The following is a 20669-nucleotide window of genomic DNA, read 5'->3' on the forward strand; positions in this document are numbered from 1 at the left end:
TGGAGAGCTCCTGGTGGTCACGGTGCGGTCAGCACTGGCTGTAGCGGCCAGTTGTCCCTCGGCGCGGTGGCGCCGGGACTTCTGGTGAAATCTGGATATCACTCGCCCTATGACACCCGTCCAGCGGCCTTGCGCGCGTCCTTCTTGCGCTTGGTCACTTCGGGATGGTGCCGCGAGAGTGCGATTACCCCCACGATAGCAAGGGAAGCGGCCGCCCCCATGGCAATCGCCAATACGGCGTGGACATCCGGCTGGAGTTCGCCAAGGATGGCGATACCGATGGCGATGCCCACAATGGGGTCGATGACCGTCAATCCGGCGATGACAAGGTCCGGCGGTCCGCCGGAGTATGCCGACTGGACGAACCACGAGCCCAGGCCGCCGGCAGCCGCGATGGCCACCACGGAATACCACTGCACGTTGAGCAGGGCCAGCCCGTTCGGATCGAGCAGGTGTTTGCCGATGATGCGGGTCAGCACCGCAACGAAGCCGAACAGCACGCCGGCACCGAGGATGTAGATGAAGGCACTCATGCGGTGCTTGAACACCACCGCCAGGGTGCCAAAGAGGCCCACGGCCAGGGTGAGCAGCAGCACGATGGTGAGTTCGTCGTCGAAACTCACGTGGTGGTTTTCCACCGTCGCGTTCACCGCCAGCAGGACAAACATCGCCGAGCCGGTGACGCAGGCTGAGATGGCCACCACGGTGGCGCGGTTGATGCTCAGGCCCTGGTCCTTGGCGTTGACGACCGTGGTGATGACCAAGGCGATCGCCCCGATGGGCTGCACCACCGTCAGCGGTGCCGACACGAGGGCCACGGCATTCATCGCCATGCCGGCACAAAGCAGCAGCAGCCCGAATACCCAGCGCGGATTCCGAAGCAGCCGAAGGAAGCCATGCGAGCTCAGCGCAAGGCCGCCGGTGTCCGCTTTGACCGCACTCCCCTGGCGCTGTGCGCCGATGGCCAGGCAAAAGGCGCCCAGCACCGCCAGGGAGACGGCAAGCCACACCATCAGCCGGGTCCGCCGTCGCGGGCGGCCCTGAGCCTGCCTTTGCGGATGATGGCCAGGAAGTAGTTGTAGCCGGCCACCCAGTGGCCCAGCAGCCCGAGGCCAAGGAAAATCCACGCGGCGGTGAAATAGACCTCGGTCAGCGGAATAGGCAGTTTGGCGAGTACCAGCAGCGGGGTGCCCACGAGGAGGAGAGCGGTGCGGATTTTGCCGATGCGGCTGACGGGGAGGTCGGGGTGGCTGTGGAAGTAGTAGAGCGAAGCGGCCAACAGGATGGCATCCGGAACCACCAGGGCTGTCAGGTACCACCACTCCACGACGCCGGCAATCACCAGGGTGACCGCGACGGCAATGAGCGCCAGCCGGTCCGCTATCGGATCCATGATCCGGCCCAGCCGGGACGTTTGGTTGAAGCGGCGGGCAATGTATCCGTCCACCCAGTCCGTGCTGCCCATGATGACCAGCACCAGCGCGGCCAGGGCATACTCCTTCTGCGCCAAAACCAGCCAGATGAACACGGGAACACCCATGAACCGGAGGATCGTCAGGACGTTGGGGATGGTGAAGACGGCGTCACTGTCCACATGCCGCTGGCCCGGACGCTCGCCGGCGTTGATGAACTTCATCCCTAATCTCCTTCCGTTCCCGCCATTGCTACGGGTAGTGCCCTGTCCGGGTAGTGCCCTGTCCTGGTAGTGGCCGGGGTCCTACCCCTTCAGGAGCCTGCGGAGCAGGACAACGAAGACCGCGGCCGAGGCGGCCAGGGCCGCCAGCGGCTTCCAGCGCACTCCGGCCTGTCCCTCGTTGGCCCGGTTCAGGAAGCCGGACGCAGAGCGGCCGAGGGATTCGAACTGCTGGCCGGCGCGTTCCTTGCCGGTCTTCAGCTGGGCCTGGGTGGCGCCCAGAAGGATCCGGGCCTGGGTCTTGACGTCGAGTTCCTCGCCGAGCTCATCGCGGACGCCGGTCAGGTGGCGACGGCGCTTGTCCAGGCGGCTCCGCAGCTCGGCTTCCGTGGGGGCGGGTCCCAGGTCCGGCTTTGCCGCTTCCTTTGCTTCCTTCTCGGCTTTGTCCTTTGCCTTCTGCGCTTCCTTGGCCGCCTTGGCGGCCTTGGCCTGCTCGGAGGACGGATCCAGAATGGCCGGGTTGAAGTCCGAGCCTTCCTTCACGATGCCGAGATCGTGCTTGAGTCCGCGGATCGTGTCTTCGGGAACAAGGGGCATGGCCTTCTTGAATTTCCGCAGGCCGACCAGCGCGCCAATGAGGGCGATAACAAGGAAGACGGCGCACACCAGGAGGGCAGCCAGCCAGGCAGGCATGATGGTGGCGAGCCCCATAATCGCGGCAACGATGAGTCCGACGACGAGGAAGGCTACGAACACCAGTGCAACGGCGAAGAACGCGGCCGCCACCCCGACCTGGATTCCCTTGCGCTTGATCTCGATCTTCGCGAGGGCAATTTCGTCGTTGAGCTGCCTTGGCGCCAGCTTGGCAACCAGCCTCAGCGTTTTGGGCAGCGCCCCAATACTCAGTCCGCCCTTGGTCCGCCCGCTGTGTCGTCCGCTCATCGATCCCGCCTAACTGGTTCCATCTTTGATTCGGATTCCGCTGGATTCCGGGGGCCTGCGCGGCTTCACACACTCCCCGCTGACAAAACTATCATTCAGGTTCGGGCCCTCCTTCGGGTAATAACATGTGGCGCGCCCTGCAACGCTGTAAAAGTATGATCTGAGGGCCATAGGATGGTTCTCTGTGAGCATCCCCGCCAATCCGGGCGACTCCCTGAGCCGCAACCGGAAACTCCTGTACATCCTCCTCCTCGGCGCCCTGACTGCCCTTGGCCCCTTTACGATCGACCTCTACCTCCCGGCCTTCCCCGCCCTCGAGGCCAGCCTCGGGGTGTCCGAAGCGGAAGTCCAGCTCACACTGACGGGCACCACCGTGGGCTTCGCCCTGGGCCAGCTGGTGGTGGGTCCGCTGAGCGACAAGTTCGGCAGGCGGCTTCCGTTGATCCTTGCCACCGCGCTGCACATCACCGCCTCAGTGGGCGCAGCGCTCTCCACGGACCTGGCGACGCTCGGACTCTTCCGGGTGCTGATGGGCATCGGCGCGGCCGGCGGCGGCGTGGTGGCCATGGCCATGGTGCGGGACCTCTTCAGCGGGTACGCCATGGTGCGGATGTTCTCCCGGATGGCACTGGTTAACGGCCTGGCCCCGATCCTGGCACCGGTTATTGGCTCCCAGCTGCTGCTCATCATGCCCTGGCCGGGCATCTTCTACTTCCTGGCCGGCTACGGCACGCTGGTGATCATTGCCGCCATCCTCCTGGTGCGCGAAACCCTCCCCCGCGAACTCCGGGGCAAATCGGGCCTCACTGCGGGGCAGCGCTACAAGCTCCTCTTTTCGGACCGGATCTTCGTGGGCCTGCTGCTGCTTGGCGGCATGAACTTCGCCGGGCTCTTCGCGTACCTCTCCGCCTCCCCCTTCCTCTTCCAGGACGTTTACGGGTTCACGCCCCAGCAGTACGGCCTGCTCTTCGGCATCAACTCGCTGGGCATCGTGGCAGGCGTGCAGACCAGCTCCCGGGTGATCAGGCGGATTCCGCCGCAGTGGATCCTGGCCTGCTCCACCGCGTGGATGTTCCTGATGGCCGTGCTGATCGTCATTTTCGACCAGCTTGGCTTCGGGCTCTGGGGCGTGATGGTGCCGCTCTGGTTCTACATCCTCGGCACCGGCTTCACGTTCCCGTGTGTCCAGGTCCTTGCGCTGTCCAAGCACGGGGCACAGGCGGGAACGGCCGCGTCCCTGCTGGGCGCCGCCACCTTCATGATGGCCGGCATCGTGTCCCCCGTGGTGGGCTGGTTTGGCGACATCTCGGCAACCGTCATGGGCGGCGTCCAGGCCACGAGCATCCTGCTGGCAGCTGCCGCCCTGTGGCTGGTGGTCCGGCCGCGCACCGTCCCGTCGATCCACTAGGGCCCGTCGATCCACCAGGGTCCGTCGAGCCCTGGCTCCCGAGGCGTCCGGGTACGCTGAACCCATGGCCAGGAAACCGCACCGCAACCGCAGGGGGCTGTTCCTCGGCGCGGTGCTTGGCGCCGTCGCCGGGTATTTCGCCGGACGCGCCATGGGGAATCCGGCCATGGGCATCATTCTGGGCGCGATTGCCGGCGCGGCCCTGCTGTACCGGGTCAATCCCGGCCCCTGGAACCGGCCCTAACGGCCCTGTTCCCGGACTTGAGCGCGCGATAAAGTTGTTCTGTGCCCGACTGGCAGCACCATCAGCCCTTACCGGCCACGTGGCAGCGATGCGACGGCGGCATCCTGCCCCTGTGGTGGGAACGCCTGTGCACTCAGACCAGCGCCCAGTCGGCAGCCCTGTACGCGGCCGGCCTGTTCACCGAGGACCGGCGCCGCCCGATCGCCCAGTGGTTCAACCCCGCGTTCAACGCCGCGCTCCTGGTGGCCCCGGAAACGTCCCCTGAATGGCCTGTCCAGCGGTTCGGCATCTTCTACGCCCCACCGAACGGCGGCTTCACCAGGGTGCACTCCGCTCCGCATGAGTGGCACCCCCGGGAGCCGCGGAAGTCCCCCACCGAGGAGGAAGCGTTCCAGGCCGCCATCGCCGAGGCGGAGCGCTTCCTGCAGGTGGAGATGGACTTCGTCTAGCGCCCAAACAAAAAAGGCCCCGTGGCCGGCTGTTCGCCGGCTACGGGGCCTGTCCGCTCCTCCTGCTGGACTTGAACCAGCAACCCTTCGATTAACAGTCGAATGCTCTGCCAATTGAGCTAAGGAGGAATGAAGCAGGTATGACATTAGCAAAGGTTTTACCCCAAAGGGAAATCGGCTGCCGCAGCGGCCCGAAATACCCCGCCCGGGTATAAAAAAGTCCCCGTCCCGGTGACCCGGAACGGGGACTGCGCGCTCCTCCTGCTGGACTTGAACCAGCAACCCTTCGATTAACAGTCGAATGCTCTGCCAATTGAGCTAAGGAGGAATGAAGCGGGTACTAGCCTAGCAAACACCCGCCCGGTAAGCGAAATTGAGCGGATCGGCACTCCGCCGGGCCCGGTTCGCGGGGCTGCAGTCAGGCGTCGGAACGCAGCGAACGGCGCTCCATTTCGAGCACCATCAGCTCCCGGTTCAGCCGCTGGAACTCCTCCGGCTGGGCCGAGGCATCGAGCCGCTGCAGCTGTCCCATCTTGTCCGCTTTGACCCTGGTGATCTGGAGTTCAAACAGCCGGGCCAGGATGTCACGGCAATACTTGAGCACGCCTTCCGCGTTGCTCGCCGGCAGCGGCACCACGGCAAGCTCCGAGACCAGCGGGCGGAGCGGCTCCGGTACCTCGTGCATCACCTGTTCAACCCACCGCACGGGATCAACTGTCAGGCCCGGCCCGGAGGCGCGCATGGCGTCGTGGACGGCCTGGTAGGCAGGGGTCCTGAACCCGGCCGCACTGAACCGGTCCCAGGTCTCTCCGGCGAGCATGGCGGGCTCCTGAAGCGCCACCTCCAGCGCCTGCCGCTCCATGGACGCCACCGGGTCCCGCGGATCCGGCCTGTTGAAGGACGGCACAACGCCCGACGCCGGCAACTCGGCAATGCCGGGAGTCGCTCCTGTGCGCTGCTGCGCCCCGCCCTGGCCTGCGGGCGATTCGCCCTGGGCGGCACGCTTGGCGGCGACGCCTACGGCGCGGCTGACCTCCTCGACGGGCATGCCGAGCCAGCCCGCAAGCTCGCGTGCGTAGGCGGGCCGGATTCCGGCGTCGCGGATCTGGGCCACCACCGGCGCCGACTCACGCAGCGCGGCGATGCGGCCCTCCACCGTGTCCAGGTTGTGGCGCTTGAGGGAGGCCCTGATGGCGAACTCAAACAGCGGCCGCCTGGTACCTATCAGGTCCCGGACTGCGGCGTCCCCCTTGGCCTGGCGCAGCTCGCAGGGGTCGGCGCCGGTGGGCTCCACCGCGACGTAGGTCTGCGCCGTGAAGCGCTGGTCTTCCTCGAAGGCCCGCAGGGCGGCCTTCTGGCCCGCGGCGTCGCCGTCGAAGGTGAAGATGACCTCTCCGCCTGTGCCGTCGTCGGACAGCAGCCGCCGGGCGATCTTGATGTGGTCGGCGCCGAACGCGGTGCCGCAGGTGGCCACCGCCGTCGGAACTCCTGCCAGATGGCAGGCCATCACGTCGGTGTAGCCCTCCACCACCACCAGCTGGCGGTCCTTGGCGATGTTCCGTTTGGCGAGGTCGATGCCGTAGAGCACCTGGGACTTCTTGTAGAGCGTGGTTTCCGGGGTATTGAGGTACTTGGGGCCCTGATCGTCCTCGTAGAGTTTGCGGGCGCCAAAGCCGATGGTGTCGCCGGCGATGTCACGGATAGGCCAGATCAGGCGCCCGCGGAACCGGTCGTAGATCCCGCGGTTGCCTTCTGAGAACATCCCCGTGAGCTTGAGCTCTGCGTCCGTGTAGCCGCGGCCGCGGAGGTGCTTGAGCAGTGCATCCCAGCCCTGCGGGGCGTAGCCGACGCCGAACTGCTCGGCGGCGGCGCGGTCAAAGCCGCGGCCATGGAGGAAGTTGCGGCCTTCCGCGGCGCCGGGAGTCAGCAGCTGGGCACGAAAGAACTCGTCAGCCACTTTGTGGGCGTCCAGGAGTCGCTGGCGCTTGCCCACCTCTTCCCGGTTGGGACCGGTGCCGCCGTCCTCGTAGCGCAGTTCGAAGCCGATCCTGGCGGCCAGCTTTTCCACAGCTTCATGGAATGAGGAGTGGTCCAGCTTCTGGACGAAGGAGATGGCGTCGCCGTCCTCGCCGCAGCCGAAGCAGTGGTACCTGCCCACCTGGGGGCGGACCGTGAACGACGGCGAGCGCTCGTCGTGGAAGGGGCACAGGCCCTTGAACGAGCCCAGGCCGGCGCCTTTGAGCGTCACGTAGCCATCGATGACTTCCTTGATGTCCGTGCGCTGGCGTACTTCGTCAATATCTTCGCGTTTGATCAGCCCAGCCACAGAGCCATCCTAGTCCCCGGGTGCGACACCAACGGCTGGCCCGGCGGCGGCGCGACGGCGGGTGCGTCCAATGTCACCAAAGCGACGGCAGGCTGCCGACCAACCGCTCGTACATGGCCAGCGCGGAACCGTCGGTGAGCGACGCGACCTGGTCGATGACCACGCGAAGGCGGGCGCCGTCGTCGGCCGCGTCACGCCAGTCAGCGGCGAACATCGGCTCCAGGTGGCGGTCCCCGGTGGCGTTCAGCGCCGTCACCAGGGCGTGCAGGACCTCCCGCTGGCGCTCATAGATCGGCTGGCGGTGCTCGGTGGTCATCACAAAAGTGGTGGCCAGGCCCTTCATGACTGCGATTTCCATCACGGTCTCGTCCGGCACCATCAGCTCGGCGTTGTACCGGGTCAGGTTTTCGGGGCCGTAGACGGTGCGGGTGGTTTCCAGTGCGCTCTGGCAGAACCTGCCGATCAGCTGGCTGGTCATGTCTTTCAGCGCCGCCATGGCCTTGCGGCTGCCGTCCGCTTCGCGCACCCAGACGTCGGTGGCCTCGAGCCGCGCCAGGGCGGCGTCGATGGCGGCGGGGTCGTTGTGGGGCAGGTACCACTGCTTGGCATACCCCACCACGCGGGCGCGGTGGTCCGGGTTGTCCATCCAGCGCAGCTGGAAGTGGCCGGCCACGATGGCGTCCTCGACGTCGTGGACCGAGTAGGAGATGTCGTCGGCGAGGTCCATCACCTGGGCTTCCAGGCAGGACCGGCGCTCGGGGGCACCCTGGCGGAGCCAGTCGAAGATGGGCAGGTCGTCCTCGTAGGCGCCGAACTTGCTGGTGCGCTGGCCGTGGATCACCGGGGCGTTCAGCGCGGACCACGGGTATTTGGCGGCCGCGTCGAGGCTGGCGCGGGTGAGGTTCAGCCCGGCCGGCGTTCCGTCCGCGGCCAGGACCTTTGGCTCGAGGCGGGACAGCAGCCGGAGCGTCTGGGCGTTGCCCTCGAAACCGCCGATGCCGTGCGCCATTTCGTTCAGCGCGGATTCGCCGTTGTGCCCGAACGGCGGGTGGCCGAGATCGTGGCTGAGGCAGGCGGTGTCCACTACGTCGGGGTCGCAGCCGAGCGTCCGCCCCAGTTCGCGGCCCACCTGGGCCACTTCCAGGCTGTGCGTGAGCCGGGTGCGGACGAAGTCGTCGGTGTCCGGCGCCACCACCTGGGTTTTGGCGCCGAGCCTGCGCAGCGCGGACGAGTGCAGGACCCGTGCCCGGTCCCGTTCGAAGTCGGAGCGGTACGTGGTCTTGGGCGGTTCCTCTACCCAGCGGGCGGAGTCGTGGGCGTCGTAGCCCGGCAGAACGGGTGCTGCAGTCCGTGTTTCAGCCACCTGACACGTCCAGTTCCGCGGCGGCGATGTCGCGGGTCTGGTCAGCGTCCATCTGCCGGCTGAGCAGCCAGTCCTTGGGCAGTGCGGGCTTCTTGGGGGAACCGGCACGGCCGCGGGGGCCCTCGGCGTCCACACCGGGGTATGGGGAATCCTGGTCCAGCTCGGCCAGCGTTTCGCGCAGCACCTGCAAGCTGCTGACAAGGGCCAGCCTGGTGCGCAGTTCCCCGCCCACCACGTAGCCCTTGAAGTACCAGGCCATGTGTTTGCGGATTTCACGCAGGGCCTTGCCTTCGTCGCCGAAGGTTTCCACCATGAGTTCGGCGTGCCGGTACACGCCCTCCGCCACCTGCTGCAGGTTCGGCTTGTGTCGGGTGTCGCTGCCTTCGAAGGCGGCCTGGAGATCACCGAACAGCCACGGGCGGCCCTGGCAGCCGCGGCCCACCACCACGCCGTCCACTCCGGTCTCGCGGACCATCCGGACGGCGTCCTCCGCGGACCAGATGTCGCCGTTGCCCAGCACCGGCACATCCGGCAGGGCCTCACGCAGCCGCGCGATGGCGGACCAGTCAGCCTGGCCGGAATAGAACTGCGAGGCCGTACGGCCGTGAAGCGCGACGGCGGCGACTCCGGAATCGCGGGCGATCCGGCCGGCGTCGAGGTACGTCAGGTGGTCCTCGTCGATGCCCTTGCGCATCTTGATGGTCAGCGGGATGCCGCCCTTGGAGGCTTCCCGGACTGCCGTCTGCACGATGGAGGTGAAGAGGTCGATCTTCCACGGCAGCGCCGAGCCGCCGCCCCGGCGGGTCACCTTGGGCACCGGGCAGCCGAAGTTGAGGTCGATGTGGTCCGCCCGGTCCTCGTCGACGAGCATCCGCACTGCCTGGCCCACGGTCACCGGATCCACGCCGTACAGCTGGACCGACCGGACCTTTTCGTCGTCGTCATGGGAGATGATGCGCAACGACTCGGGGGTTCGCTCCACGAGGGCGCGGGAGGTGACCATCTCCGCCACATACAGGCCGCCGCCGTATTCACGGCAGAGCCTGCGGAAGGCGGAGTTGGTGATTCCGGCCATGGGCGCCAGGATCACGGGGGTATCCACCGTGATGGGGCCGAGCTTCAGGGGCGGGAGTTCCAGCTTGGGGGCGGGAGGCGTTGCTACAACAGTCACCCGTTCATTGTCTCAAAGCCGGGCAAATCGGCGAGCCGTGCGCTTCGGTGCGCCGGAACACCGGTCCGACGGCGGCGGGTCCCCCGCTACTCCCGTTCTGCGGCCCGCCGTGCGCGCCGGCCGCCGGGCACGGCTTCGGTCCCTGCTTCGCTCCTGTCGTCTCGGGAAGCGCGGGAACCGGCCGCGCGCGTCCGCCCACCGCGCGAAACCGCCGCTGCCGCTGCGAGCGCGCCGGTGTCCCCGACGTCGTCGGGCGTCACGGGCGGACGCGCGGAAGGGGTACTGCCCGAATCGGTGCTGGAAGCATTGCCGCCGGTTTGCAGGCCGGTTGCCTGTTTGATCCCCGTGGCCTTGACCACCAGCACCGCGATCAGCGTGGTGACAGGGATGGCCAGTACCAGCCCCACGGAACCGACGAGCGTCCTGATGACTTCCTCGGACAGTTCCGCGCTGGTCAGTGCCTCGCCGAGGGGGCGATCGTACAGCATCACGATGATGAGGATGGGCAGTGCGGCGCCGGCGTAGGCGAAGGCGATGGTGTAGACAGTGGACGCGATGTGGTCGCGGCCGATCCGCATGGCGGAGGAGAAGAGCTGGCGGGAGCTTGTCTCCGGTGCGAGCTCGTAGAGTTCCCACACCGCGGAGGACTGGGTGATGGTGACGTCGTTCAGCACGCCGAGTCCGGAGATGATCAGGCCGCACAGGATGATGCCGGAAATGGAGATGTTGTCCGAAATATTGGCCAGCGTAGCGGCGTCATGGCTGCCCACCCCGGCCAGGTTTGCCGCGTCGGTGGCCCATGCCGCCAGGAGCGCCGTGATGCCCAGGCCGAACATCGTGCCCAGCAGCGCCGTGGACGTGCGCGCCGAGAATCCATGGGCGAAGTAGAGGACCCCGATCATGATCACCGTGGACCCCACCAGCGCCAGCAGTAACGGCGGTTTTCCCTCCACCAGCCCGGGCAGCATGAAGGACACCAGAACGGCATAGGCGCCGAGGAGGCCGATCAGTGCCCGCAGCCCGCGCCAGCGAGCGACGGCGATCACCACCACGGCGTAGAGGATGGCCAGCAGGATGATGGGCATGGTGCGGACGAAGTCCACGAAGATATACCCCGGGGCGCCCTGGCCGGCGGACGCGCCCTGGGCGTTGGAGAGGTTCAGGTACCGGATGTTGTCCCCGACCTTGACGCCGTGCGATTTCACCACGTCCGGGTTGATCACCACTTTGACGGGGTTGCCGCCCTTGTCCGGCTCGGTGAAGGCGAAGGTGCAGTTGCTCCCCTGCTGGGCGGCGCCTTCCTGGCCAGTTCCTTCCTGACCTGTGCCGGGCTGTGCGCCCTGCTGTGGCGTGGCGCCCTGGCTCCCCTGGTTGCAGCTTTCCACCACCACGCGCTGGATCTTGCCGGTATCGAAGGTCACACCCGGTGCCGCCGCATACGGGCTGGCCAGCTTCAGGTCCGCCTTGTTCCCGGACGGCCACAGCATGGCCATGGCCGCCAGGGTCAGGAGCGTCAGCGGAATCAGCACCGCCGCGAGAAGCCAGTTGGCCCGTTTGCGGGCGGCGAGAGCCCGGGGTGTCGGATCCGAATCATCTGTGTGACCGTGGGAGTGTCCGGCACCCATCAGCAGTAAATCCTCATGCCTGCACTTTACTGGGGCTTGATGTTCTGGTTCACATGGAACAGGTTCCCCGGATCGTACTTGCCCTTGATCGAGGCGAGCCGTGCATAGTTCGGTCCGTAGTTCTCCGCGACCCGGGGCAAGTCATCGCTGTCCTGGAAGTTGATGTAGCCCGCGGTCTCCGAGTATGGCTGCAGCGCCGCCGCGTAATCCCGCACCCAGGCGATGTTCGCCTCGGAATCCCCGGGATCCTCCCAATGGCATGCGATGACCGGGGAGAATTTGGCGTTGCGGTTGGGGAACGCCGTGTCCGTGACGCCCACACGGTGCACTGCGCCGTCGATCGGGTAGATGTGCACGGCGGTCGAGATGCTCGGCACCAGCTTCCCGTACTCGAGGTGCGCGTTGATGGCACCGTCGCTGAGCTCGGACAGGAAGGCCGCCTTCCAATAGGCCAGGAGCCCCTTGGGATACATCCCGTCGAAGGCCGAATTCAAGGCCGGATAGGGCATCGGCCCCACCATGGACCCTGCCACCGGCGCGGCGTCGAGGAACGGCTGCCAGCGGGCCGGCCCTTCGGCCGGGTCGCCGGTCCACATGCCGACCACAATGCAGACCGGTTTCCCATGCCATTCCTCCGGAAGAAACGGAACCGGCGGCCCCTGGTGGAAGGCGAGGAAAGCGCCCAGCTCCTCGGGAGCTGCCGCCAGGTGCTCGCGGTAGAACTTCGCGACGGTTTCTGCGTGCTCCAGCGGGTAGATGATGATGCCGGCGTGGACCATGTCCACGGGATGCAGGCGGTATTCCAGCGAGGTCACGACGCCGAAGTTCCCGCCACCGCCGCGCAGCGCCCAAAACAGATCCTCGTTCTCGTTTTCGCTGGCCGTGAGGAACTTCCCGTCCGCGGTGACGACGTCGGCCGAGAGGAGGTTGTCGCAGCTGAGTCCGTATTTCCGGTCCAGGTAGCCAATGCCTCCCCCGAGGGTCAGCCCGGAAACACCGGTCGAACCGACGATGCCGCCGGTGGTCGCCAGCCCGAAGGCGTGCGTGGCGTGGTTGAAGTCGGCCCACGTCGCGCCGGCCTCACTCCTGGCTGTTTTGCTGGCCGGATCGACCCGGACACCCCGGGTGTTGGCAAAGTCGATAACCAGCGCATTGTCCGCCGTGCCAAACCCCGGCCCGCTGTGTCCGCCTCCACGGATCGCGAGGTCCATGGCGTTGTCCCTGGCGTAGTTCACCGCGGCGATGACGTCCGCCACCTGGGCAACCCGCACCACCGCAGCCGGCCGCTTGTCAATCATTCCGTTGTGGACGGCACGGGCGGAGTCGTAGTCCGCGTCATCTGGGGTGATCACTTGCCCGCGCACTTGTTCCCGCAGGGCGTCGAGCGTTTTTGCGTTCATTTGCAGTACCACCGATCCTCTTCGACTTCGGATCCGGACCGTTGGGTTCGCCTCCCATCGGGTTTAACGACCGGAGCTTACGGGACAGGGATACACCCGTCCGCCGGCACCGTCAAGGAGTTTCGGGGCCGGCCACGACGCGGCAATCGGTGGGGGCCGCGGCTCCGAATCTCCTATATAACCGCGGGAATGTCCGGCGCCTTGGCAGTCCCGGCTCCGCCCGGAACTAAACGCCGGCATCCCGGGGTTTATAACTGTAGGACGAGGAGTCTGGAGGCCCGCATGGGTAATCGCAGGAATGACGAAGTCAGCACCAAGCCTGTGCTCACCGTGAGGGAGGCTGCGGGCACCACCCGCGGCGTGGCCCTGGTGCTCCACGGCGGGCGCTCGCACAGCTACGAGCCAGTGGAAGCGCGGCATCTGAGCCCCGCCCGCATGGTGCCCTTCGCAAGGCACCTGCACCGCGCCGGCCGCAAGCACGGACTCGCGGTCTGGACGCTTCGGAACAGCGTCCGCGGCTGGAACGGCCCGGACATGTCACCGCTGCAGGATGCCCGGTGGGCGCTCGCCCGGATCCATGAACAGCATCCTGGCGTGCCCGTGTACCTGCTGGGGCATTCGATGGGCGGACTCACCGCCATTTGTGTGGCCGACGATCCGCTCGTTGACGCCGTGGTGTCGCTGGCCCCGTGGCTGAGCGCCGGGACACCCGCCGAGACCGTTGCCGGCCGCAAAGTGCTCATCGTGCACGGCACTGCGGACCGCTGGACGAGCCCGGCCGAATCGCTGAAATTTGCACAGCGCGCCGTTGCCCTGGCCGACGAGCTGCGCTACGTGTCCCTGGCCGGGGCAGGCCACTTCATGTTCCGCAGGGTCCGCCTGTGGCACACGCTGGCCACCGGCTTTGTCCTCAAGGCCTTCGGTGAAGCCGCGGGCGCGGAAATCGCAGGCGGTCCGGCACGCTTTGATGCCCTGCTGCCAGCAACAGCGCCGGGCATCCCGGTGGTGCTGTGACCATGGCCGCATTTTCGATAAACGACTTCCTGGCGAGCCTGCCGTGGACAGCCCTTGCCGTGGCCGGCGTCCTGGCGGTCACTTTCGCCGTGGCCGTCGCCCAGCGGCGGCACTCGGTGATGGACGTGGCGTGGGGACCCGGCTTTGTGGCCGTCGCCGCAGCGTCGTGGTTGCTTTCCGCCGGAACGGGCGACGACGGCAGGCGCCTCCTGCTCCTGCTGCTGACGGGCGTGTGGGGCCTCCGCCTCGGTGCGCACATCGGTTGGCGCGCCCGCGGCGGCCATGAGGACCCCCGCTACGAGGCAATGCTCAGGACGGCACCCGGCTCACGGAATGCCTACGCGCTGCGCCGTGTCTACCTGCCCCAGGGCATGGTGATGTTCTTCGTTTCGCTCACCGTGCAGGTCGGGATGTTCGCTACCGGTGCCTTGGGCTGGGTGGCGGTCCTCGGAGTGTTGCTGTGGGTCATCGGCTTCGTGTTCGAAACCGTGAGTGACTGGCAGCTGGCACAGTTCAAGAAGGACGCCGCCAATAAGGGAACCGTGCTGAACACGGGGCTGTGGCGTTACACCCGGCACCCCAACTACTTTGGCGACGCCGCCGCCTGGACCGGCCTGTTCCTGATTTCCGCAGACTCCTGGCCCGGAATCCTCACGGTCCTGTCCCCCGCCCTGATGGTGTGGGCCCTCGCAGGTAAGACCGGGAAGCCGCTGACGGAGAAGGCGATGTCCGCCCGGCCGGGCTACAAGGAATACGTCGAGTCGACGTCGGGCTTTATCCCCTGGCCGCCGCGCCGGCCGGCGGGCAGGCACTGAGATGGCGTGGCGGCCGCAGCCGAATGACCGCTTCTACCGCTTCATTGTCCGCACCGGACTGGTGCTGCGGTGGCTCTTCCGGATCCGCGTCATCATCACGGGCAGGGAGCACCTCCCGCCAGCCGGACGCCTCAACGGCCCGTCCCGCCAAGCGGTGCCGGGTGCGGGAGCCGTCGTCGCCATCACCCACTTCGGGTACCTCGATTTCGCCTTCGCCGAGCTGCTCCTGTGGCGGCACAGCCGGGCCCAGATGCGCTACCTGATCACCCAGGGCGCGGCCGATCACTGGTTTGCGGGTCCTGCCATCAGCGCTGCCGGGCAGGTTGTGGTGGGTTACGGGTCCGGTTCGGGCGCCTACGACGCCGCCGTCGCGAAACTCCGCGAGGGCGAATACATCGCGATCCTTCCGGAGGCGGGCGTCAGCCGCAGTTTCACGGTCCGGGAGTGCAAAACGGGGGCCGTGCGCATGGCGGCCGAGGCCGGTGTGCCGATCATTCCCGTCTCGGTGTGGGGAGCGCACCGGCTGCTGACCCGCCAGCACGCGTTCTCCCCGCGCCGCGCCTGGCGCGCGCCGGTGCGGATCCATGTGGGCGAGCCCCTCCGGCCGGACTCCGGCCGGCTGGGCGCCGATACTGACGTGCTGGCAGCCACGGCGCGGCTCCGGGCCGTGCTGCAGGACGGCATCGACACGGCCATTGCGGACTTCCCGCTCACACCCCGGCCCGGAGCTTGGTGGATGCCCGCACATCTGGGCGGCGGTGCGCCCACGGATGTGGAACGGCGACGGCTGGACGAGGAGGAGGGGCCGCGGCGCGCAGGCGGACGGCGTGCGGGCCGACGGCGTGCTTCGGCCGGCTAACGCACGCTGTGGCTAGGCTCCATGGGTACGCACACACATTCGCACGCACTCAATGGAGAGGGATCGACGGCAACGGATTCTGGGACCTCACCGCGTTCACCCTGCAAATGGCCATGGTGGTGCTCACCGGCTACGTGGTGGCGACGTCCCCGCCGGTGGCAAGGCTCATCAACCGGCTGGCGCTTGTCCCGTCGACGGCCCGGACCGCCGTCAGCTTCGTGGCGATGCTTTCCATGTCCGTGTCTTCCTGAACATGGGCCTCGGCGCCGTGTGGGCACTGGGGCTGTCATCCTCGGCCGCCCAGCTGCAAGGCAACGGCTGCATCGCTGCCGCCTGCCCTGCTCAAAATCACCGGAGTCCTGGACTTCGGAACTTCCTGCAGGCCGTGACCAAGGCCGTGCCCGCGACTGCCGGCATCCTTGTGCAGTTTCCGCTCTATGCGTCCATGGCCGCCATCCTCACGAACGCCACCGGCCGCGGCGGGATGTCCCTCTCGGCGCACCTGGCAGAATTCTTCTCGGACATCGGCGGTGGCGGTGCGTTCGCCGCCGTAATTGCCCTCTATACCGCCGGCTGGGGCTGTTCGTTCCCTCCGGCGGCGGCAAATGGCTGGTGGAGGCGCCCTACGTGATGCAGGCTGCGGCGGACGTGAACATGAACCTGGGCTGGACCGTCCAGATCTACAACATCGCCGAGGCCCTGCCCAACCTGATCAACCCGTTCTTTATGCTGCCGCTGCTCGTGTGGCTGCTGGGGATGACGTTCGAGTTCGTTCCGCCGGTCATCCCCACAGGGAAATAGCCTTAAGCCACGCTGACCCGCAGCAGGTGCCGTTGAAACGGCATCCGCTGCAGGTCAGCAGGGTTATGGGCTAGGCGGGGTCGGAAACGACCAGGGTTTCGGTACCGCGCAGGCGGGCCTTGCCGCTCTCCAGCAAAGGTTCGACGACGGCGCGCAGCGCAGCCATCGAGTCGTCCAGTTCCAGCACTACGGGGTGCTGGAACGCGATGAGTGCCAACAGGTCGCGGATGGCGGAGCGGGCTTCATCCTCGGACAGCTTCGGCTCATGGCCGACGAATACGTCCGTGGGCTGGCCCGACGCGGACCCGTCGCCGCCCGCCGCATTCTCCCCGCCGGGGGCAAGCTCCGCGTAGCTGATCGCGAACGCCTCGAGCCGGCCCTTCCTGCTGGCCGGGACGCCCGGGCCAAACGCGCTGGCCTTCGGGGCCCGCAGCACAATGGCGCCGTGCGCCCCGCTGAGCTCGTCGAGGAACAGCCGCTGCACGGTGCCGATGCCCAGCTCGCCCGGGCTGTCCCAGCCGTGAACGGCCGTGTAATACCGGCCCACCACGTCGCTGAGCTCAACGGAGCCCGTGGCAAGATCCTCGATCCGTTCGGAGGCCGCGGCCTCGGAACCGTCGCCGAAGACCGGCAGCTTGAGCGCCCCCGGCTCCACGACAACAAGGCGTGACCGCTGGATGGGAGCCAGGCCGGCAGCTTCGGCGAAAGCGGCTCCGGGCGTGCCCGGCTCCACCTTGGTCCGCAAACTGGAAACGCCCGACGGCGCCTGGCCGGCCTCGTGCCGGAGCATCGTCAGCAGGGTGGAGCCGACGCCGGCGCGGCGGTGATCCCGCGCCACCTCGATATACGCCCAGAGCCGCTCCGGGTGCAGGGAGGCCTCGTGGACCACGGCCGCACCGATCGGAATGGCCACACCGTCCACGACGTCCTCGGCCACGATGCAGCGGCGCCACGGCGCGTTGCCCGACGGGGCCAGGGTGCCGCGGAACTGCCGGGCCTGTTCGGTCTCCGGGCCTCCCCAAAGCTCCAGCAGCGCCAGGTCGTCGCCCTCGCGCCATTCACGGTATTCGATGGGCATGCTCAGGCGCCGATCAGCCGTGCGGCCAGGTAGCCCTCCACCTTGTCCAGGGAGACACGTTCCTGGCTCATGGTGTCGCGTTCGCGGATGGTGACGGCCTGGTCCTCGAGGGTGTCGAAGTCCACGGTGATGCAGAACGGCGTGCCGATCTCATCCTGGCGGCGGTAGCGGCGGCCGATCGCGCCGGCGTCGTCAAAGTCGATGTTCCAGTTCTTGCGCAGCTGCGTGCCCAGGGCCTTGGCCTTCGGGGACAGGTCCTCGTTGCGGCTCAGCGGCAGCACGGCGGCCTTGACAGGGGCCAGGCGCGGGTCCAGCTTCAGCACGGTGCGGACGTCCACGCCGCCCTTGGCGTTGGGCGCCTCGTCCTCGGTGTACGCGTCGATGAGGAACGCCATGAAGGAACGGGTCAGGCCGGCGGCGGGTTCGATCACGTACGGGGTGTAGCGCTCGTTGGTGGCCTGGTTGAAGTAGCTCAGGTCATGGCCGGAAGCCTTGGAGTGCGTTGAGAGGTCGAAGTCCGTGCGGTTGGCGATGCCTTCCAGCTCGCCCCACTCAGAGCCCTGGAAGCCGAAGCGGTATTCGATGTCCGTGGTGCCCTTGGAGTAGTGGCTCAGCTTCTCCAGCGGGTGCTCGAAGAAGCGCAGGTTTTCGGCCTTGAGGCCCAGGCCCGTGTACCAGTCCATGCGTTCCTTCATCCAGTACTGGTGCCACTGCTCGTCCGTGCCCGGCTCGACGAAGAATTCCATTTCCATCTGCTCGAACTCACGCGTGCGGAAAATGAAGTTTCCCGGCGTGATCTCGTTGCGGAAGGACTTGCCGATCTGGCCGATGCCGAACGGCGGTTTCTTCCGGGAAGTGGTGAGCACGTTGTTGAAGTTCACGAAAATGCCCTGCGCGGTTTCCGGGCGCAGGTAGTGCATGCCTTCCTCGTTGGCCACCGGGCCGAGGAAGGTCTTGAGCAGGCCGGAGAATTCCTGGGGCTCGGTCCATTCGCCGCGGGTGCCGCAGTTGGCGCACGCGATGTCCTTCAGGCCGTTCTCGGCCGGACGGCCCTTCTTTTCCTCGTACTCTTCTTCGAGGTGGTCGGCGCGGTAGCGCTTGTGGCAGGAGAGGCACTCCACCAGGGGATCGGAGAATACCTCCACGTGGCCGGAGGCTTCCCAGACCTGGCGGGGAAGGATCACCGAGGAGTCCAGGCCCACCACGTCCTCGCGGCCGCGGACCACGGACTGCCACCACTGGCGTTTGATGTTTTCCTTCAGCTCGGCGCCGAGGGGCCCGTAGTCCCAGGCAGAACGGGAGCCACCATAGATTTCACCGGCCTGGAAAACGAAGCCCCTCCTCTTGGAGAGCGAGATGACCTGGTCGAGAACGGATTTTGCTGCCATGGGGAACTCCAATTTCTACAGGGCCGCTGGGTGCGGTCCGCGCGGTTTCTAGGCCCCAGTACCCGGCTGGTTGCCGGGCGGGGCGGTACGAAGGAAAGATGTGCAGGAAGCTGCGTCTCCTAGCCTACCGGCCCGGCTGCCGCTTGAGGGCGCCGCGCGGCCACGGCAGGGTGGCCAGGACAATCGCGCCGAGGGTAAGGACCGTGCCGAGGACGGTGGGCAGGGCAACCACCGTGCCGGGGGCGGGAAGCACCAGGTCGAGGCCCAGTGAACCCAACAGCTGGCCGGCGATCATGCCCAACCCGGTGACCAGCACGCCGAGGCTCCGGACCAGCAGTGCGCCCAGGCCGATGAACGCGCACCCCATGGGTCCGCCCAGGTAGTACCACCATTCAGCGGGCAGGCCGTTGCCGGCTCCGGCGACAGCGAGTTTGATCAGCCAGGCGAGCCACAGCACGGTGGCGCCGGAGATGAAGTTCACCAGGGTCGCCGCGATGGGCGTGCCGTAGTGCACTGTGGCCATCCCGTTCATGGCCTGCTGGAAACTCATCAGGAAGCCCGCGATGACGGGCAGGAGCACCGGCAGCAGCAGCTGGGCAGGGTCCGCGCCGCCTCCCCCTGCGCTGCCTCCCCCGGGGCCGCCGGCCCCAGCGCCGCCGAACCGCGGAGACACGGCCCAGGCGACGGCGGCTATGGTCAGCACAGTGCCCAGGACCCGGATTCCGGTGACGGACTTCTTGCCGGCTGGGCCGATGCCGAGCCGGTCCACCAGCAACCCGCTCAGCGTCTGGCCCGTGACCGTGGCCACGGTAAACAGCGCCACGCCGAGCAGGCCCACGGTGAAGGACTGGGCAAAAACGAAGAACGCGCCGATGCCGCCGGCAATCACATAGACCGGCGGAAACCGGCGTTCCCGGAGTGCCGGCAGGATCTGGGCCAGCCCGCGGCGTCCCCTCGGCAGGACCAGCGAAACCACGATCATTACGACCAGTCCCGTGGTGAAACTCACCACGGCCGCGGCTATGCCATCGTTCAAGCGGGCGCCCAGAGCACCGTTGATCCGGCCCTGAGCGGGAATGGCGAGTCCGGCGGCTACGGCCAGCGGTAGTCCTGCAATGAGTGGGAGACGGGGTGCTTGGGTCACTGGATTCACCTTACGTCAGGCATCATTGCTTGTATGAGCAACCCGGAAATCGAAGAGATCCCCATCCGCGACGACATGATCCGCCTGGGTCAGCTCCTGAAGCTGGCCAGCCTGGTCGAGGACGGCGTAGAGGCCACGGAGCTGATCAAAAACGGGCTGGTCAAGGTCAACGGCGAAATCGACGATCGCCGCGGACGGCAGCTCCACCACGGCGACACGGTCACCGTGAATGGCAGGACCGTACGGATTTCGACCCCCGCCGGTTCCTAACTGTCCCCGGCCGGCCGCGCCCCGCGGCCGGCTCCTGAAGCTACTTTTTCAGCACCTCGTGGGTGAGGAACTCCGAGACGTGGCCAATCTCCTGTTGATTGATCCCGTGCCACATCCCCGTGTAGAGGACCTTCGTCAGTTTCACGTGGCCCCGCACCCAGCCCATGGTGTATTCGATCTTGTCCTGGGTGATGACGGGGTCCTGCTGGTCACGGCCCCAGAACAGCGGGACGCTGCCGTTAAGTTCGTCGTCGCGGAAGCTCGGATCCCCGCCGGCATTCACCACAAACCCCGAAAGTCCGACGACGGCGGCGAAGTCCGCCGGGCGTTGCCTCAGCAGCGTCGTGGCCATCGCCATGCCCATGGAGAACCCGAGCAGCGTGACGGAGGGATGGTCGCCCTTGACGCCGTCGAGCCAGTCCAGCACGAAGCTGGCGGCACTCTTGACCGCGTCCAGGGAATAGTCCGCGGAATCCGTCAGGGGGAACCAGGTGAAGCCCGGACCCATCGCGATGGGGGCACGCACGGATGCCACCGCAAAATCGCCGGGCAGCAGATCAGCCAGGCTGAGCAGATCCTGTTCGTTGGCACCGTAACCGTGCAGCAGGACCAGCAAAGGCTTTCCCGAGCGCGCTTCGCCAGGAGTGGACCACAGGACAACAGGGGCAGTGGATACGTCGGCTTCAGTCATGGATCCATTCTTGCAGTTACCCTCGGGTAACAACCTACGGTGGCGTAG

The 20669-nt window shown here is 67.0% G+C and carries 20 protein-coding genes, 2 tRNA genes and 1 pseudogene; 9 read left to right on the forward strand and 14 right to left on the reverse strand.

The window, feature by feature from the left end:
• Positions 1 to 107: 107 nt before the first annotated feature.
• The 3 genes from CXQ91_RS03685 to CXQ91_RS03695 form a co-directional block, all read right to left on the reverse strand.
• Complete coding sequence (locus tag CXQ91_RS03685) at positions 108 to 1013, reverse strand: DMT family transporter (RefSeq protein WP_104172576.1); 906 nt, start codon at positions 1011 to 1013, stop codon at positions 108 to 110.
• On the reverse strand, positions 1013 to 1636 hold the full coding sequence (locus CXQ91_RS03690) for a CDP-alcohol phosphatidyltransferase family protein (protein ID WP_104172577.1): 624 nt from the start codon (positions 1634 to 1636) through the stop codon (positions 1013 to 1015). Before CXQ91_RS03690 ends, CXQ91_RS03685 begins: the two co-directional genes overlap by 1 nt.
• Before the next feature lie 81 nt (positions 1637 to 1717).
• Complete coding sequence (locus tag CXQ91_RS03695) at positions 1718 to 2575, reverse strand: phage holin family protein (RefSeq protein ID WP_104172578.1); 858 nt, start codon at positions 2573 to 2575, stop codon at positions 1718 to 1720.
• 184 nt (positions 2576 to 2759) lie between these two features.
• Here CXQ91_RS03695 and CXQ91_RS03700 point away from each other — a divergent pair, with 184 nt between their 5' ends.
• The 3 genes from CXQ91_RS03700 to CXQ91_RS03710 all read left to right on the forward strand — a co-directional run bounded on the left by CXQ91_RS03700 (position 2760) and on the right by CXQ91_RS03710 (position 4676).
• Positions 2760 to 3983, forward strand: coding sequence for a multidrug effflux MFS transporter (locus CXQ91_RS03700; RefSeq protein ID WP_104172579.1), 1224 nt, complete (start codon positions 2760 to 2762; stop codon positions 3981 to 3983).
• Positions 3984 to 4047: 64 nt separating this feature from the next.
• Positions 4048 to 4227, forward strand: coding sequence for a hypothetical protein (locus tag CXQ91_RS03705; protein WP_104172580.1), 180 nt, complete (start codon positions 4048 to 4050; stop codon positions 4225 to 4227).
• Between the two features lie 41 nt (positions 4228 to 4268).
• A complete protein-coding gene (locus CXQ91_RS03710; RefSeq protein WP_104172581.1) occupies positions 4269 to 4676 on the forward strand; it encodes a hypothetical protein in 408 nt (135 codons plus the stop codon).
• 56 nt (positions 4677 to 4732) lie between these two features.
• Here CXQ91_RS03710 and CXQ91_RS03715 read toward each other — a convergent pair.
• From CXQ91_RS03715 to CXQ91_RS03745, 7 genes are all read right to left on the reverse strand, one after another.
• Positions 4733 to 4805 (reverse strand) — tRNA-Asn (locus tag CXQ91_RS03715).
• A 126-nt stretch (positions 4806 to 4931) separates the two neighbouring features.
• Positions 4932 to 5004: transfer RNA gene (locus tag CXQ91_RS03720), tRNA-Asn, on the reverse strand.
• A gap of 90 nt (positions 5005 to 5094) precedes the next feature.
• A complete protein-coding gene (gene dnaG / locus CXQ91_RS03725; RefSeq protein ID WP_104172582.1) occupies positions 5095 to 7002 on the reverse strand; it encodes a DNA primase in 1908 nt (635 codons plus the stop codon).
• 73 nt (positions 7003 to 7075) lie between these two features.
• Positions 7076 to 8365: a deoxyguanosinetriphosphate triphosphohydrolase gene (locus CXQ91_RS03730; RefSeq protein ID WP_104172583.1), complete on the reverse strand. Its 1290-nt coding sequence runs from the start codon at positions 8363 to 8365 to the stop codon at positions 7076 to 7078.
• Positions 8358 to 9536 (reverse strand): tRNA dihydrouridine synthase DusB, encoded by a 1179-nt coding sequence (dusB, locus tag CXQ91_RS03735; RefSeq protein ID WP_104172584.1) that lies wholly within the window; start codon positions 9534 to 9536, stop codon positions 8358 to 8360. The genes CXQ91_RS03730 and dusB overlap by 8 nt, the downstream gene beginning before the upstream one ends.
• A gap of 86 nt (positions 9537 to 9622) precedes the next feature.
• Positions 9623 to 11161 carry a YibE/F family protein gene (locus tag CXQ91_RS03740; protein WP_104172585.1) on the reverse strand — a complete coding sequence of 513 codons (1539 nt, stop codon included), beginning with the start codon at positions 11159 to 11161 and terminating at the stop codon, positions 9623 to 9625.
• A 26-nt stretch (positions 11162 to 11187) separates the two neighbouring features.
• The gene (locus CXQ91_RS03745; RefSeq protein WP_104172586.1) at positions 11188 to 12561 is read right to left on the reverse strand and encodes an FAD-binding oxidoreductase; all 1374 of its coding nucleotides are present in this window, start codon (positions 12559 to 12561) and stop codon (positions 11188 to 11190) included.
• Positions 12562 to 12843: 282 nt separating this feature from the next.
• Between CXQ91_RS03745 and CXQ91_RS03750 the strand changes: the two genes are divergently transcribed.
• The 5 genes and pseudogenes from CXQ91_RS03750 to CXQ91_RS03765 all read left to right on the forward strand — a co-directional run bounded on the left by CXQ91_RS03750 (position 12844) and on the right by CXQ91_RS03765 (position 16050).
• A complete protein-coding gene (locus CXQ91_RS03750; RefSeq protein ID WP_104172587.1) occupies positions 12844 to 13575 on the forward strand; it encodes an alpha/beta hydrolase in 732 nt (243 codons plus the stop codon).
• A gap of 2 nt (positions 13576 to 13577) precedes the next feature.
• Positions 13578 to 14390 (forward strand): DUF1295 domain-containing protein, encoded by an 813-nt coding sequence (locus tag CXQ91_RS03755; RefSeq protein ID WP_104172588.1) that lies wholly within the window; start codon positions 13578 to 13580, stop codon positions 14388 to 14390.
• A gap of 1 nt (position 14391) precedes the next feature.
• Positions 14392 to 15249 (forward strand): 1-acyl-sn-glycerol-3-phosphate acyltransferase, encoded by an 858-nt coding sequence (locus CXQ91_RS03760; protein ID WP_104172589.1) that lies wholly within the window; start codon positions 14392 to 14394, stop codon positions 15247 to 15249.
• Positions 15250 to 15257: 8 nt separating this feature from the next.
• Positions 15258 to 15500, forward strand: a complete 243-nt coding sequence (locus CXQ91_RS25210; protein ID WP_258073811.1) for a TIGR00366 family protein — start codon at positions 15258 to 15260, stop codon at positions 15498 to 15500.
• Positions 15501 to 15502: 2 nt separating this feature from the next.
• Positions 15503 to 16050 (forward strand): annotated as a pseudogene (locus CXQ91_RS03765) (TIGR00366 family protein).
• Between the two features lie 70 nt (positions 16051 to 16120).
• Here CXQ91_RS03765 and CXQ91_RS03770 read toward each other — a convergent pair.
• The 3 genes from CXQ91_RS03770 to CXQ91_RS03780 all read right to left on the reverse strand — a co-directional run bounded on the left by CXQ91_RS03770 (position 16121) and on the right by CXQ91_RS03780 (position 19660).
• The gene (locus tag CXQ91_RS03770; protein WP_104172590.1) at positions 16121 to 17128 is read right to left on the reverse strand and encodes a GNAT family N-acetyltransferase; all 1008 of its coding nucleotides are present in this window, start codon (positions 17126 to 17128) and stop codon (positions 16121 to 16123) included.
• 2 nt (positions 17129 to 17130) lie between these two features.
• Positions 17131 to 18516, reverse strand: a complete 1386-nt coding sequence (locus CXQ91_RS03775) for a glycine--tRNA ligase (protein ID WP_104172591.1) — start codon at positions 18514 to 18516, stop codon at positions 17131 to 17133.
• 124 nt (positions 18517 to 18640) lie between these two features.
• The gene (locus tag CXQ91_RS03780; RefSeq protein ID WP_104172592.1) at positions 18641 to 19660 is read right to left on the reverse strand and encodes a DMT family transporter; all 1020 of its coding nucleotides are present in this window, start codon (positions 19658 to 19660) and stop codon (positions 18641 to 18643) included.
• A gap of 33 nt (positions 19661 to 19693) precedes the next feature.
• Here CXQ91_RS03780 and CXQ91_RS03785 point away from each other — a divergent pair, with 33 nt between their 5' ends.
• Complete coding sequence (locus CXQ91_RS03785; RefSeq protein ID WP_104172593.1) at positions 19694 to 19930, forward strand: RNA-binding S4 domain-containing protein; 237 nt, start codon at positions 19694 to 19696, stop codon at positions 19928 to 19930.
• Positions 19931 to 19970: 40 nt separating this feature from the next.
• Here the strand turns inward: CXQ91_RS03785 and CXQ91_RS03790 are convergent, their stop codons facing one another.
• On the reverse strand, positions 19971 to 20621 hold the full coding sequence (locus tag CXQ91_RS03790; protein WP_104172594.1) for an alpha/beta hydrolase: 651 nt from the start codon (positions 20619 to 20621) through the stop codon (positions 19971 to 19973).
• Positions 20622 to 20669 lie beyond the last annotated feature (48 nt).

This window comes from Arthrobacter sp. Y81, assembly GCF_002929335.1.
GTDB lineage: Bacteria > Actinomycetota > Actinomycetes > Actinomycetales > Micrococcaceae > Arthrobacter.